Genomic DNA, 12,487 nt, shown 5'->3' on the forward strand with positions numbered 1-12,487 from the left:
CCCCGGGTGCCGCGCGGGTCAGTACGCGAGCCGGCTGCCCTGGTCGGGCGCGGTCAGTCCGGCCGCCACCAGGACGTCCAGCAGCCCGGCGGCGCGCGGCAGCGTGACGCGGCCGCCGGCGGACCGGGGTTCGCGCACCCACCAGACGTCGCCCGCGCCCGTACGGGACGGGGGCAGGGGCACGTAACCGCCCTCGCCGTGGAAGCGCAGGCTGCTGGGCACGTGCTCCTGCTCGACGAGCAGTTCGCCCAGCTCGGGCAGGTCGTAGGGCTCGACCAGGAACATCCAGCGCGTGGGCGTCGCCAGCACCGGGCCCGTGGCCACACCGAGGCGGTCGCAGGCGTCGAGCGCGCGCGCCCCGGCGAGCGCCGGGAGGCTCATGGCGCAGGGCGCGCGCCCCCCGGTGGCCAGCACGATCGGCGCGGCCGGGCGTTCGGTCCACCACCAGGCGACCATGGCGGGGTCAGCCGTGGCCGCGAGCAGCGGGGGATCGGCGGGGTGGGCACCGGGGACCACGCAGTCGGGCCGCTCGCACGCGCAGCCGCTGTCCTCAAGGACCGCGGCCCCGGGGAGGACGGGCCAGTGCCGGTGTCGCGCGTACCGCAGGGCGGCGCGGCGCAGGGCGGGGTCGCCGTCCCGGCCGTCCTTTCCGTTTCCGTTTCCGTTCGTGCGTCGCTCTCCGAGGATCTCGCGCATCAGCGCTCGTTCCCTTCCTTCGCGGGTTCGGATACACCACGTGGAACTCAGATCACCGTGTGCAGCGGGTCGCGCAGTGAGGAGCAGCGGAGGGAGGGGGGACCTGACCGCCTCACCCTGTAGGACGCCGGAACTCGCGCATCCGTTCCGATATGTACACGGTCCGTCCGATCCGCTCCTCGGTCGTGGCGGCCCAGTGGATCGCGCCCCCGGGGACAGCAGGCCGTTTTCCGCCAAAGTCCGCGCGGCCCGGCCTGTCGGCCCCGGAACGGAGCCGTTCCCTGGGCATCATCCATCACGGCAGGACAATACCGACATCCGTGGGCCTGCGTGCCTTGACGAAAGCCCTCCCACATGAGCGCATCCCCCTCGCCCCCTTCGCTCCCCTCGTCAAAAGTGGCCGGAATCAAACCTTCCCTTTCCTCCGTGCCGCAGAATCCCGTGTCGCAGACCCCGGTGCCGCCGTCCGCGCGGCCCGCCGACGGCGCCGCCCGCCCCGGCGGCGTCCAGGACCGGCTCGCGTCCTGGATCTCCGACCTCACGACCCTGCACAGCCTCACGGAACGGCTCGCCCGTACGCGTACCCTCGCCGACGCGTTGCATGAGACCCTGCGCGCCGGGGCCGGGCTCGTGGGGGCGCGCCGCGGCCTGGTGAGCCTGCGCCCGGCCGACGGCCTCGGCCCCGAACGGCTCGCCGGGCTCGGTCTCGGCCGCGCCGACCTCGGGCACATCGAGACCGTGCCGCGCGGCTTCCACACGGCCCTCGGCGGCGACGGCGAGACCGCCGAGGTCGTGCACCGCGACATCGCCCGCGAGGACCGGCTGCACCCGCGGCACCGCGAGGTCGCCGCGCGCCTCGGCTTCGCGGCGAGCTACGCCGTGCCGCTCACCGCGGAGACCCCGGGACCGCTCGGCGCGGCGGTATGGCTGTACGACAAGCCGGGGCAGCCGGACGGGCGGCAGCGGCACCTGCTCGCCCTCTACCTGCGCCAGGCCGGGCAGCACATCGCGAACCGTCTCGAACTCGCCCGCGCCCGCTCCGCGTTCACCGCCGTCCACGAGGGCCTGCTGCCGCCGCGCCTGCCCCGCGTCCCCGGCGTGACGCTGGCCGTGCGGCACAGCACCGGGCCGCGCGGCGGCGGGGACTTCTACGACGCGCTCGCCCTGCCCGACCACGCGCTCGGCCTCGCCGTCGGCGGCACGACCGGCACCGGACCCGCCGCGCTCGCCGCGATGGGACGGCTGCGCGCCGGGCTGCGCGCGTACGCCGTGATGGAGGGCGAAGACCCGGTCGCCGTGCTGTCCGACCTGGAGCTGCTGCTGCGCCTGACCGAGCCCGGCCGTCCCGCGACCGCGCTCTTCGGGTACGCCGAGCCGGCCGCGCGCCGCCTGGTCGTCGCCTCGGCCGGGCATCCGCCGCCGCTGGTGGTCGGGCCCTCGCGTGCCGAGTTCGCGGAGACGGCGCTGTCCGCGCCGCTCAACATGCTGGCCTGCTGGGAGGCGCCGAGCGTCGAGCTGGACATCGCGGAGGGAGAAACGGTCCTGCTCTACAGCGACGGGCTGCTGCACCGCACCGGCGAGCCGCTCGACCGCGCGTTCGGACGCCTGCGCGACGCCGCGCTCGCCGCCGGGCCAGGCGTCCGCGCCGACCCCGAACTGCTCGTGGACCACCTGCTGCGCACCGTGCGCCCCGCGGACCGCCCCGGCCCCGACGCGCCGCACGCCGGAGCCGCCGACGACACCGTCCTCCTCGCCGCGCGCTTCGGCGGCTGACCCGCCATCGCGCCGCCCACCGGCCTGTCGCGCGCCGCGCCCCGCCGCATACGATGGACGGGCCGGTCAGCGACCGGTCCACCGGCAGGCGAGGAGGCGTGGCATGGCCGAGGAGCAGACCACCCCGGATGTGGACGGCGGCGAGCAGCCGGCCGGGGAGCCCGACGAGCGCGAGGACCGGAAGAACAAGGTCACCCCGCGGATCTCCGACGAGCTGGCCGAGAACATGAAGCGCGGCTGGGCCGACACCGAGCGCCGCGACCTCGCCCCCGTCCCCCAGGCCGCGCACACGGCGCGCCGCCGCGCCGCGCTGTCCGCGCGGTTCCCCGGCGAGCGCCTGGTGGTCCCCGCCGGGCGGCTCAAGACGCGTTCCAACGACACGGACTACCCCTTCCGCGCCGCCGTCGAGTACGCCTACCTGACGGGCGACCAGACCGAGGACGGCGTGCTGATCCTGGAGCCGCGCGACTCCGGCGGCCACGAGGCGACGCTCTACCTGCTGCCGCGTTCCGACCGGGAGAACGGCGAGTTCTGGCTCAGCGGGCAGGGCGAGCTGTGGGTCGGCCGCCGCACCAGCCTGACCGAGGCGGGGCTGCTCTACGGCCTGCCGGTCGCGGACGTGCGCACCGTGCCCGACCTGCTGCGGGCGGCGAAGGGCCCGGTCCGCGTGGTGCGTTCGTACGACACCGAGGTCGAGGCGGCGCTCGCCGACAAGGTGACGGGCGAGCGTGACGAGGAGCTGCGCGTCTTCCTGTCGGAGCTGCGGCTCGTCAAGGACGACTTCGAGATCGCGCAGCTGGCGCACGCCTGCGAGGCCACCGCGCGCGGCTTCGAGGACGTGGTGCGCGTGCTCGACAAGGCGCGCGAGACGTCCGAGCGGTACATCGAGGGAACGTTCTTCCTGCGCGCCCGCGTGGAGGGCAACGACGTGGGCTACGGCTCGATCTGCGCCTCGGGCCCGCACGCCACCACGCTGCACTGGGTGCGCAACGACGGGCCCGTCAGGCCGGGTGACCTGCTGCTGCTCGACATGGGTGTGGAGACGACCGAGCTGTACACGGCGGACGTCACCCGCACCCTCCCCGTGGACGGGCGCTTCACGCCGCTCCAGCGGAAGGTCTACGACGCGGTGTTCGAGGCGCAGGAGGCGGGCATCGCCGCCGTGCAGCCGGGCGCCAAGTACCGCGACTTCCACGCGGCGGCGCAGCGGGTGCTGGCGGAGAAGCTGGTCGAGTGGGGGCTGCTCGAAGGGCCGGTGGAGCGCGTGCTCGACCTCGGGCTCCAGCGCCGCTGGACGCTGCACGGCACGGGCCACATGCTCGGCATGGACGTGCACGACTGCGCGGCGGCCCGCCGGGAGACGTACGTCGAGGGCACGCTGGAGCCCGGCATGTGCCTGACGGTGGAGCCGGGTCTCTACTTCCAGCCGGACGACCTGACGGTGCCCGAGGAGTACCGGGGCATCGGCATCCGCATCGAGGACGACCTGCTGGTCACCGAGGACGGGAACCGCAACCTCTCCGCCGGCCTGCCGCGCGGCGCGGACGACGTGGAGGCGTGGATGGCCCGCCTCCTGCCCTGACGCTCCTGCCCTGACATCCTGGCGCTCAGGGGCCGACGGCGCGCGGCACGCGCGCCGTCGTGACGCGTACGGGGGCGAGCGCCGCCTCGACGGAGGCGACCATGCGGGCGCCGCTGCCGCGCCCGTACGCGAGCACGTCCACGTGGGCGAGGCGGTGTTCCGGCCAGGTGTGGACGCTGATGTGGGACGCGGACAGCAGGAGGATCGCCGTCACCGCGCCGTTGGGGAAGACGTGCGTCGCCTCGCCGAGGACGGTGGCGCCGCCCGCGGCGGCCGCGGTGCGCAGGATGTGCAGGAGCAGCGGCTCGTCGGTGAGGACGGCGGGGTCGGCGACCCAGAGGTCCACGGCGTAGGTGGACATCTCGCCGCCGCCGGGACCCGTGCCGGTGAGGGTGCCGGACGGCGCGTCAACGGGCGGCGGGGCTGCGGCTGTTGTCCCGGCCGCCGGCACGTGCGGGGTCACGGCGGCGAGCCTACCATCCGGACATATCGGCTGATCGGCGTATGTGCGGATGGTAGGGCGGCGGCGGGACCGTCAGCCGGTGACCTCGACGGACTCGATGACGATGTCCTCGACCGGCCGTTCGCCGTTGACCTCCGTGGTGACGATGGCGTCCACCACCTCGCGGCTCGCCTCGTCGGTGACCTCGCCGAAGATGCTGTAGCCGCCGTTCAGCCACTCCGTCGCCGCGACGGTGATGAAGAACTGCGAACCGTTCGTGTCGGGACCCGCGTTGGCCATCGCCAGCACATACGGCTCGTCGAAGGTCAGGTCGGGGCTGGTCTCGTTCGGGAACTCGTACCCCGGGCCGCCCATGCCGGTGCCCTCCGGGTCGCCGCCCTGGATCATGAAGTCGGCGATGACGCGGTGGAAGATCGTGCCGTCGTAGAGCGGCTCGCCGTTCTCCTGCCCCTCGTAGGGCAGCGAGCCGTCCGCGAGGCCGGCGAAGTTGGTGACCGCGAGCGGCGCCTGCTCGGGGAAGAGCGTCACCTCGATGTCGCCCTCGCTGGTGTGGATGGTCGCGGCGGTCGCGTCCGAGGGGTCCACGCTCGCGGGGCCGCCGAACTCCGGCTCCGCCGGCGCCTCCTCGGTGGGCTGCTCCTCGGGGGCGCTCGTGGCGGTGTTCGCGCCGTCGCCTCCCTCGCCTTCGGAGCCGTCGTCGGAACCGCAGGCGGTCACCAGTCCGAGGCAGAGCAGCGCGGTCGGCAGTGCGGTCGCCAGCCGCCGGGGGGAGCGGATCATGAGGACGCCTTCCGAAAAAGTATGAGGAAAGAGGGGCTCCGACCCCACATCATGCACCACAGCGTCCCCGTACGCCTCCCCCCGGTGACCACCGGAACCGTCTCAGCGGCGGATCCGGGACTCCGGCAGCCGCGCGAGGACGGCGTCCACCGTCTCCTCCGGCGTCTGCGCCGACGTGTCGAGCCAGGGCACTGTCCATGGCGGCCACCGTCCACGCCCCGTACCCCGTCTTCGCCCGGCCCGCCTCGCGCGCCGCCACGGCGTCCGGGCCGGGGGCGAGCACGACGACGTGCGGCGGCCTCGGCGACGGTGGACTTCCCCGCCGCCATGACCCCGGTGACGAGGATCACCGAGCCGGGCGGCGGGCCGTGCGGAACGCTGTCGGCGTGCGCCGGGCCCCTCTCGCGGACGGCCCCGGGCGCACACCACCGGGTATCCGGGCGGCGGCACGCGCGGGACGGCGTACGGGAGGGAGCCGCGCGGCGCGTTGGTAGCCTGGGGCGCAGCCCGGAGGGACCGCTTCCGGCGGCGCTCCGCGAGGTTTCTCCCGCATGGAATCCCTGGCCCTCGGCCCGAGCTGGCTCGACCCGGAACACCTCATCCAGTCCTTCGGCCTGATCGGCATCCTGCTCGTCGTCTTCGCCGAGTCCGGGCTGCTGATCGGCTTCTTCCTGCCGGGCGACTCGCTGCTCTTCACGTCGGGCATGCTCGTCTCCACCGGGCAGTACCTGCACCACCCGCTGTGGCTGGTGTGCGCGCTGGTGGTGGTCGCGGCGGTGCTCGGCGACCAGGTGGGCTACCTCTTCGGGCGCAAGGTGGGGCCCTCGCTCTTCCGGCGGCCGGACTCGCGGCTGTTCAAGCAGGAGAACGTCGAGAAGGCGAGCGTCTTCTTCGCGAAGCACGGGCCGAAGTCGCTGGTGCTCGCCCGCTTCGTGCCGATCGTGCGGACGTTCACGCCGATCATCGCGGGCGTGAGTCGCATGGACTACCGCTCGTTCGTCGTCTTCAACGTGATCGGCGGCGTGCTGTGGGGGGCGGGCGTGACGCTGCTGGGCGCCGCGCTCGGGCGGGTCGGGCTGGTGCGGGAGAACATCGAGCTGATGCTCGTCGCGGTCGTGCTGCTCTCGGTCGTGCCGATCGCTGTCGAGTACCTGCGCGCCAGGCGGTCCGCGCCGGCGGGCGCGGCAGGGGCGGCGGAGCCGCCGCCGGTGCGCGGGCGGCACGCGAAGCGCTGAGCGTGTCGGTGCCCGGGGCGGGTCAGCCCTGGGCGGCGGTGCCCGTCCCGGTCACCGGGCGGGCGGTGGACACGTCACCCGGCGCGGCCTGGACGGTGCGCGGGGCCACGGGCTGCTGGGCCGGTGTCTCGGCCGGCGCGTTCTCCGCGCGGTGCTCCGCGCGCATGGCCGCCGTCTCGCTCTTGAGGATGCGCGCCGACTTGCCGAGCGACCGTGCGATGTCCGGGAGCCGCTTGGCGCCGAAGAGCAGCAGCACGACGATCGCCAGGAGCACCAGTTCCCTGAGTCCTATCTGGCCCATGACCCCACCTCCGCGCGGAACGGAAGGGCCGCGTCCGCGCGCCCCTCATCCCTCGCCACGGTAACGCGGCGCGCGCGAAGTGAACAGGAATACGCCGGACATCCGTGCCCCGACAAGGGGATCAGGGCGTCAGGGATCTTAGGTACGGCAGGGGCCGGAAGAGGCGGGCGCGCGTTCAGGAGACACGCAGCAGCGCGCCCTCGCGCCACTTGAGAACCTTGTCGAACGTGATGACCGCGCCGCCGCTGCCCGGCTGGTTGCCGAAGCGCACGCGGTCGGACAGTGCCTCGATCAGGCCGAGGCCGCGCCCGCCGAGCGCCGGTTCGCGGGCGGGTCCCGCCACCGGCGGCAGCCAGCCGCCCGCGGGGAAGCCAGGGCCGCTGTCGGTGACCTCGATGCGGCAGACGTCCCCGTTGATCGACGCGGTCACACGGTAGACGCCGGAGTGGCCGCCCGCGTGCCGCACCGCGTTGGAGCAGGCTTCGGAGAGGGCGACCGACAGTTCGTGGGAGATCTCGGCGTCCACCCCCGCCGCCTCCATCGCGCCGAGCAGCAGGCGCCGCGCGAGCGGGACGCTGGCCGCTTCCCGCCGCAGTTGGAGAGACCACCAGATGCTCATGCTCCAGCCTCCTTCCGGTCGCGCCCCGTCAGTACGTATTGCCTACCGGCGCGCGCCGTAAGCGTGCGGTCGGCGCAACACCCCCGTTCGGCGGACGTATCAGGGGATAACGGCATCTTTCGTGGCAAACAGGGGGAGCCGTCCGCGGCCGGGCGGCTCCCCACCGGCGCTGCCCGGCCGCCCCGATGAGATGATGGGCGCGCCATGCGTGCCGGAGCCGATCTGCGAATGCTGCGAGCCGCGGTCCTCGCCGCGGCGTGCGCCACGCTGGCCGCCGCCGGGCACCTGTCCGCGGGCGGGTCCCGCGTCAGTCCCTGGGCGCTGGCCGCCGGATGGGCCGCCGCGTTCGCCGTCGCCCTGGCGCCCGCCGGGCGCGAACGCCGCTCGGTCCCTGCCTTCGCCGCGTTCCTCGGCATCGGGCAGCTCGCCCTGCACTGCCTCTACAGCCTGGGCACCGCGATGCCCCCTGCCGCGCACCATGGCGGCGGCGGGCCGGTCGCGCAGGCGCGCCTGCTGCTGTGCAACGACCACGCGCTCACGCTGACCGACACGTCGGCGACCCGTATCGTCCGGGCGGCGGGTCTGGACCCCGTTCCCCCGGCGCCCGCCGCTGAGGCGCACGGGCTGCTGCCGTCCGGCAGCATGCTGCTCGCCCACTTCGCCGCCGCCCTCATCGCCGGGTGGCTGCTGCGCAGGGGAGAGGCGGCGCTGTGGCGGCTCGTAAGCCTCGCCGCCCGTGGGCCCCTGCCGCTACGGCGCGCGCTGCTGCTCGCCGTTTCCCTGTTCGCGGGGCTGCTGCCCGACGCGCCGGACGACGTACGTCCCGCGCGCACCGCGCACCACCCGACGCCCGTCACCCAGGGCACGCCGCTGCCCGACACCGTCACGCGGCGCGGGCCTCCCCTCTTCGCCCTCGCGGCCTGACGCACTCCGTCCCCCGGCTCCACTCCCCCGGAACCCGGACGGGACGGGTGCGCCATGACCGCGCGCCCGGAAACGCCGCGCGTTTCCTCGTTCCCCCTCACCGGTTCCGAGTCAACGGAGTCCCTTCATGCAGCGCACACGTCTGGCCGCACTGACCCTCGTCGCGGCCACGGCCACCGTCCTCGCGGTCACCGCGCCGACCGCCTCGGCGCACGTCACCATCGACCCCGCCGAAGCCTCACAGGGCGGCTACAGCACCATCAACGTCAAGGTCCCCAACGAGCGGGACAACGCCTCGACCATCCGGCTCGAACTGCACCTCGACCCCGAGCACCCGCTCGCGTCCGTCATGCCGCAGCCGGTGCCCGGCTGGGAGGTGACGGTGGAGACCGCCGAGCTGGACGAGCCGATCGAGGTGCACGGCAGCCCCGTCACGGAGGCGCCGAGCGTCGTGACCTGGACCGGCGGGGAGATCCAGCCGGGGCAGTTCCAGGAGTTCCCGCTGTCGGTCGGGCCGCTGCCCGAGGACGCAGACCAGCTGGTCTTCGACGCGATCCAGACGTACGACAACGACGAGATCGTCCGCTGGATCGAGGAGCCCGCGGCGGACGGTTCCGAGCCGGAGAGCCCGTCGCCGGTCCTGGCGCTCGTCCCCGGCGACGGCGGCGGGCACGGCGCGGCCCCGGCCGAGGCCGAGGAGGACGGCGCGAACGCGGAGCACGCGTCCGGCGACGACACGCAGGGCACGGCCGCCGCCGCGTCCGACGACGACTCGGCGGACACCATGGCCCGTGTGCTCGGCGTCGCCGGCATCGTCGTCGGCCTGGCGGGCGTCGCCTTCGGCGTCCTGGCCGGACGCCGCCGCACCGGCGCCTGACACCACCGGCCGCGCGGGACGGGCCGGCGCCCGTCCCGCGCGTTCCTCCTCCCCCTTTTCACCGCAGCATTCAGAGAAACCGTTCCTCATGCACCTGCGCAGACTCACCACCGCGGCCGTCGCCGCGGCCACCGTGCTCGCCCTCGCCTCCTGCGGAAGCGACGACGACGGCGCGGACGGCGGCGACGACACGGCCGCCGCCGAGGTGTCCGGCGGACAGCGGCCCGACGAGGGCACCGTCCTGGACACCCCGTTCGAGAAGCCCGATCTCGTCCTCACCGACACCGACGGCGAGCCGTACGACCTGCGGGCCGAGACGGCCGGGCACGCCACCCTGCTCTACTTCGGCTACACCAACTGCCCCGACATCTGCCCGCTGACGATGAGCAACATCGCCGTCGCCACCGCCGGGCTCACCGACGAGCAGCGCGCCGACCTGCGGGTCGTCTTCGTCACCACCGACCCGGAGCGCGACACCCCGGAGTCGCTCGGCGCCTGGCTCGACGCCCAGGACCCCGACTTCACCGGCCTGACCGGTGACTTCGAGGCCATCCAGGAGGCCGCCGAGTCGGTGGGCATCTACATCGAGCCGTCCGTCGAGAACGACGACGGCAGCATCGAGTCCACCCACGGCACCCAGGTCCTCGGCTTCCTGCCCACGGACGACCGGGGGCACGTCCTGTACTCGGAGGGCGTGACGTCGGAGACGTTCACGCGCGACCTGCCGAAGCTGCTCGAAGGGGAACTGCCGTGAGACGCGGCGGCCCCGCAGCGGCGGCGCTCGCGCTGGCCTTCGTCCTCGCCGGCTGCGGCGGGGGCAGCGGGAGCGGTGGCGAGGGTGACGGGGACGGCGCGCCGCCCGAGCTGACGGTCTCCGGCGCGTACATCCCCCGGCCGCCGACCGCCGACGTGGCGGGGGCGTTCCTCACCATCGAGAACGCGGGCGGCACCGACGACACCCTCACCTCCGTCACGAGCGACGCCGCCGGGTCGGTCGAGATCCACGAGACGGAGGGGAACACCATGCGCCAGGTGGCCTCCCTCACGGTCCCGGCGGGCGGCAGCCTGTCCCTGGACCGCGGCGGCAGCCACCTGATGCTGATGGGCCTGGCCGCCCGCCCCGCCGAGGGCGACACCGTGCCGATCGAACTCCACTTCAGGACCTCCGCGCCGATCACCCTCGACGTGCCGGTCGAAGCCGCGAACCACACCGGGGAGTGAGAGCACCGCCATGACCGCGCCACGCCGTTTCCTCCAGTTGCTCACGGTCGTCGCCGCCGCGCTGGCGGCGCTGCTGTCCGCCGCCCCGTCCGCGGGCGCGCACGCCGTGCTCACCGGCACCGACCCGGAGGACGGCGCGGTGGTCGACGGGGCGCCCGCCTCCGTGGGCCTGACGTTCTCCGAGAGCGTGTCCGTCCCCGACGACGGCATCCGTGTCCTCGCGCCCGACGGCGCGCGCGCGGACACCGGGGACACGGCCGGTGGCGCGGGCAGCGGCAGCGAGCAGGCCGTCGGGCTGCGCGACGGCCTGGGCGACGGGACGTACACCGTCACCTGGCACGTCGTGTCCGCCGACAGCCACCCGATCGCGGGCGCGTTCACCTTCTCCATCGGTGCGCCGTCCGAGACCAGCGTAGACATCGCGGCGGTCTCGGCGACGGGGGACGACGGTGTGGTCGGCCTGCTGTACGACGTCGGGCGGTACGTGTCGTACGCGGGCTTCGTGCTGCTCGTCGGCTCCTGCGCGTTCGCGCTGGTGTGCTGGCCCGCCGCATCCGGGCTGCGCGCACTCCAGCAGGTGACGCTCACGGGGTGGACCGCACTGACGGCCGGGACTGTGGCGCTCCTGCTGCTGCGCACGCCCTACACCGGTACGGGTGACCTGGCGGACGTGCTCGACCTGGGCGGGCTGCGCGACGTGGTCGAGACCCGTACGGGCACCGCGCTCGTCACGCGACTGCTGCTGGTGGCCGCCGCCGGTGCGTTCGTCGCCCTGCTCTACGGACGCTACGCCCGGCTCCACGCGGCGGACGCCATACCCGCGGAACCCGGGGCCGACGACCCCGACGAGGCGGCCTACCTCGCCGAGGCCCACGCGCAGCGGCTGCGCGACCTGACGTTCGGTCTGGGCCTGGGCGGCGCCATCCTGGCCATCGGCATCGCCGCCACGTGGGCGATGTCCGAACACGCCTCCACCGGGCGGCAGACAGGGCTCGCCATCCCCGCCGACATCGCGCACCTCCTCGCCGTGGGCGCCTGGCTCGGCGGGCTGGCCGCCCTGCTGGCGCTGCTGGCGCGGGCGCCCGTCGCCGTGCCGCGCGCGGCGGTACGGCGCTTCTCGTCGGTGGCGCTCGGCAGCGTGGCCGTGCTGGCGGTGACGGGTCTGTACCAGTCGTGGCGGCAGGTCGGGCTGTCGTGGAGCGCGCTGACGGGGACGGCGTACGGGCAGCTGCTGCTCGTGAAGGTGGCGCTGGTCGCCGTGCTGCTGGCGGTCGCGGGCTTCTCGCGGCGCTGGACGGCGCGGCTGGCGGACCGTACGCCCGACGCGGCGGTCCCCGAGCCGGTGGGTGCCCCTGCCCAGGACGCCCCTGACGCAGAACGTGCCAGGCAGCTCGCCCGGCAGCGCGCCGCCATCGAGGGGGCCGCCCGCCGCAAGGCGCGCGACGCCGACACGGAACGGGCCGGGCTGCGCCGTTCCGTCCTCGTCGAGACGGGCATCGCCGCCGTGCTGCTCGCCGTCACGACCGCGCTGACCGCCGCCACCCCGGCGCACACGGCCGACGAGACCGGGACCAGCGTCGCCGACGGCTCCGGCGCAGGGCAGGCCACGCCCGAACCGGCAGGCCCCGTCTCGGTGTCCATGCCGTACGACACGGGCGGCGAAGGCGGCGCGGGCACCGCCGAGCTGGAGCTGTCCCCCGCCACGACCGGCGGCAACACCCTGCACATCCTGCTCGCCGACCCGTCGGGCGCCCCCACCGACGCCGAGGAGATCCGCGTGGCCCTCACCCTCCCCGCCGAGGAGATCGGCCCGCTGCGCTACGACGCGCTGCACGTCGCCGCCGGGCACTGGACCGTCCCCGACGTGCAGCTCCCGCGCCCCGGCGACTGGGACCTGGCCGTCACCCTCCGCACCTCGGACATCGACCAGGTCACGGAGACGGCCACCGTCCCCATCGGCTGACCCGACCCGCACCACCCCGCACCACCCCACCCCAGCGAAGAACCACAGCAACG

13 protein-coding genes and 1 pseudogene are annotated in these 12,487 nt (G+C 74.6%); 8 read left to right on the forward strand and 6 right to left on the reverse strand.

Translation table 11 applies throughout. From position 1 onward, the window contains the following. Window positions 1–18: 18 nt before the first annotated feature. Window positions 19–696 carry a bifunctional DNA primase/polymerase gene (locus ACL02R_RS20280; RefSeq protein WP_412798372.1) on the reverse strand — a complete coding sequence of 226 codons (678 nt, stop codon included), beginning with the start codon at window positions 694–696 and terminating at the stop codon, window positions 19–21. Window positions 697–1,050: 354 nt separating this feature from the next. Here ACL02R_RS20280 and ACL02R_RS20285 point away from each other — a divergent pair, with 354 nt between their 5' ends. Both ACL02R_RS20285 and ACL02R_RS20290 read left to right on the forward strand, forming a co-directional pair. Then, a complete protein-coding gene (locus ACL02R_RS20285) occupies window positions 1,051–2,469 on the forward strand; it encodes a PP2C family protein-serine/threonine phosphatase (protein WP_412798373.1) in 1,419 nt (472 codons plus the stop codon). A gap of 103 nt (window positions 2,470–2,572) precedes the next feature. Next, a complete protein-coding gene (locus ACL02R_RS20290; protein ID WP_412798374.1) occupies window positions 2,573–4,051 on the forward strand; it encodes an aminopeptidase P family protein in 1,479 nt (492 codons plus the stop codon). A gap of 25 nt (window positions 4,052–4,076) precedes the next feature. On the opposite strand, the gene speD is transcribed toward ACL02R_RS20290, so the two are convergent. The 3 genes and pseudogenes from speD to ACL02R_RS20305 form a co-directional block, all read right to left on the reverse strand. Next, window positions 4,077–4,514 carry an S-adenosylmethionine decarboxylase gene (gene speD, locus ACL02R_RS20295; protein ID WP_412798375.1) on the reverse strand — a complete coding sequence of 146 codons (438 nt, stop codon included), beginning with the start codon at window positions 4,512–4,514 and terminating at the stop codon, window positions 4,077–4,079. A 72-nt stretch (window positions 4,515–4,586) separates the two neighbouring features. After that, on the reverse strand, window positions 4,587–5,099 hold the full coding sequence (locus ACL02R_RS20300) for a peptidylprolyl isomerase (protein WP_412798419.1): 513 nt from the start codon (window positions 5,097–5,099) through the stop codon (window positions 4,587–4,589). A gap of 297 nt (window positions 5,100–5,396) precedes the next feature. Next, window positions 5,397–5,595 (reverse strand): annotated as a pseudogene (locus tag ACL02R_RS20305) (phosphotransferase); the annotation flags it as partial. 250 nt (window positions 5,596–5,845) lie between these two features. On the opposite strand from ACL02R_RS20305, the gene ACL02R_RS20310 reads away from it, so the two are divergent. After that, on the forward strand, window positions 5,846–6,529 hold the full coding sequence (locus ACL02R_RS20310; protein ID WP_412798376.1) for a DedA family protein: 684 nt from the start codon (window positions 5,846–5,848) through the stop codon (window positions 6,527–6,529). 22 nt (window positions 6,530–6,551) lie between these two features. On the opposite strand, the gene tatA is transcribed toward ACL02R_RS20310, so the two are convergent. After that, complete coding sequence (gene tatA, locus ACL02R_RS20315) at window positions 6,552–6,830, reverse strand: Sec-independent protein translocase subunit TatA (protein WP_412798377.1); 279 nt, start codon at window positions 6,828–6,830, stop codon at window positions 6,552–6,554. 175 nt (window positions 6,831–7,005) lie between these two features. Further along, complete coding sequence (locus ACL02R_RS20320) at window positions 7,006–7,449, reverse strand: ATP-binding protein (protein WP_362964010.1); 444 nt, start codon at window positions 7,447–7,449, stop codon at window positions 7,006–7,008. Between the two features lie 228 nt (window positions 7,450–7,677). Here ACL02R_RS20320 and ACL02R_RS20325 point away from each other — a divergent pair, with 228 nt between their 5' ends. The 5 genes from ACL02R_RS20325 (at window position 7,678) to ACL02R_RS20345 (ending at window position 12,434) form a co-directional block, all read left to right on the forward strand. After that, the gene (locus ACL02R_RS20325) at window positions 7,678–8,373 is read left to right on the forward strand and encodes a hypothetical protein (RefSeq protein WP_412798378.1); all 696 of its coding nucleotides are present in this window, start codon (window positions 7,678–7,680) and stop codon (window positions 8,371–8,373) included. 127 nt (window positions 8,374–8,500) lie between these two features. Beyond that, window positions 8,501–9,250, forward strand: coding sequence for a YcnI family protein (locus ACL02R_RS20330; RefSeq protein WP_412798379.1), 750 nt, complete (start codon window positions 8,501–8,503; stop codon window positions 9,248–9,250). Window positions 9,251–9,338: 88 nt separating this feature from the next. Then, complete coding sequence (locus ACL02R_RS20335) at window positions 9,339–10,004, forward strand: SCO family protein (RefSeq protein ID WP_412798380.1); 666 nt, start codon at window positions 9,339–9,341, stop codon at window positions 10,002–10,004. Then, window positions 10,001–10,471, forward strand: a complete 471-nt coding sequence (locus tag ACL02R_RS20340; RefSeq protein WP_412798381.1) for a copper chaperone PCu(A)C — start codon at window positions 10,001–10,003, stop codon at window positions 10,469–10,471. The genes ACL02R_RS20335 and ACL02R_RS20340 overlap by 4 nt, the downstream gene beginning before the upstream one ends. Window positions 10,472–10,481: 10 nt before the next feature. After that, on the forward strand, window positions 10,482–12,434 hold the full coding sequence (locus tag ACL02R_RS20345; protein WP_412798382.1) for a copper resistance protein CopC: 1,953 nt from the start codon (window positions 10,482–10,484) through the stop codon (window positions 12,432–12,434). The last annotated feature ends 53 nt before the right edge of the window (window positions 12,435–12,487 follow it).

The organism is Streptomyces sp. MS19, assembly GCF_047200595.1.
Lineage (GTDB): Bacteria > Actinomycetota > Actinomycetes > Streptomycetales > Streptomycetaceae > Streptomyces.

Coding starts and splice junctions, on each gene's coding strand:
- ACL02R_RS20280 (WP_412798372.1), bottom strand. CDS start 696: ATGCGCGAGATCCTCGGAGAGCGACGCACGAACGGAAACGGAAACGGA.
- ACL02R_RS20285 (WP_412798373.1), top strand. CDS start 1,051: ATGAGCGCATCCCCCTCGCCCCCTTCGCTCCCCTCGTCAAAAGTGGCC.
- ACL02R_RS20290 (WP_412798374.1), top strand. CDS start 2,573: ATGGCCGAGGAGCAGACCACCCCGGATGTGGACGGCGGCGAGCAGCCG.
- ACL02R_RS20310 (WP_412798376.1), top strand. CDS start 5,846: ATGGAATCCCTGGCCCTCGGCCCGAGCTGGCTCGACCCGGAACACCTC.
- tatA (WP_412798377.1), bottom strand. CDS start 6,830: ATGGGCCAGATAGGACTCAGGGAACTGGTGCTCCTGGCGATCGTCGTG.
- ACL02R_RS20320 (WP_362964010.1), bottom strand. CDS start 7,449: ATGAGCATCTGGTGGTCTCTCCAACTGCGGCGGGAAGCGGCCAGCGTC.
- ACL02R_RS20325 (WP_412798378.1), top strand. CDS start 7,678: ATGCTGCGAGCCGCGGTCCTCGCCGCGGCGTGCGCCACGCTGGCCGCC.
- ACL02R_RS20330 (WP_412798379.1), top strand. CDS start 8,501: ATGCAGCGCACACGTCTGGCCGCACTGACCCTCGTCGCGGCCACGGCC.
- ACL02R_RS20335 (WP_412798380.1), top strand. CDS start 9,339: ATGCACCTGCGCAGACTCACCACCGCGGCCGTCGCCGCGGCCACCGTG.
- ACL02R_RS20345 (WP_412798382.1), top strand. CDS start 10,482: ATGACCGCGCCACGCCGTTTCCTCCAGTTGCTCACGGTCGTCGCCGCC.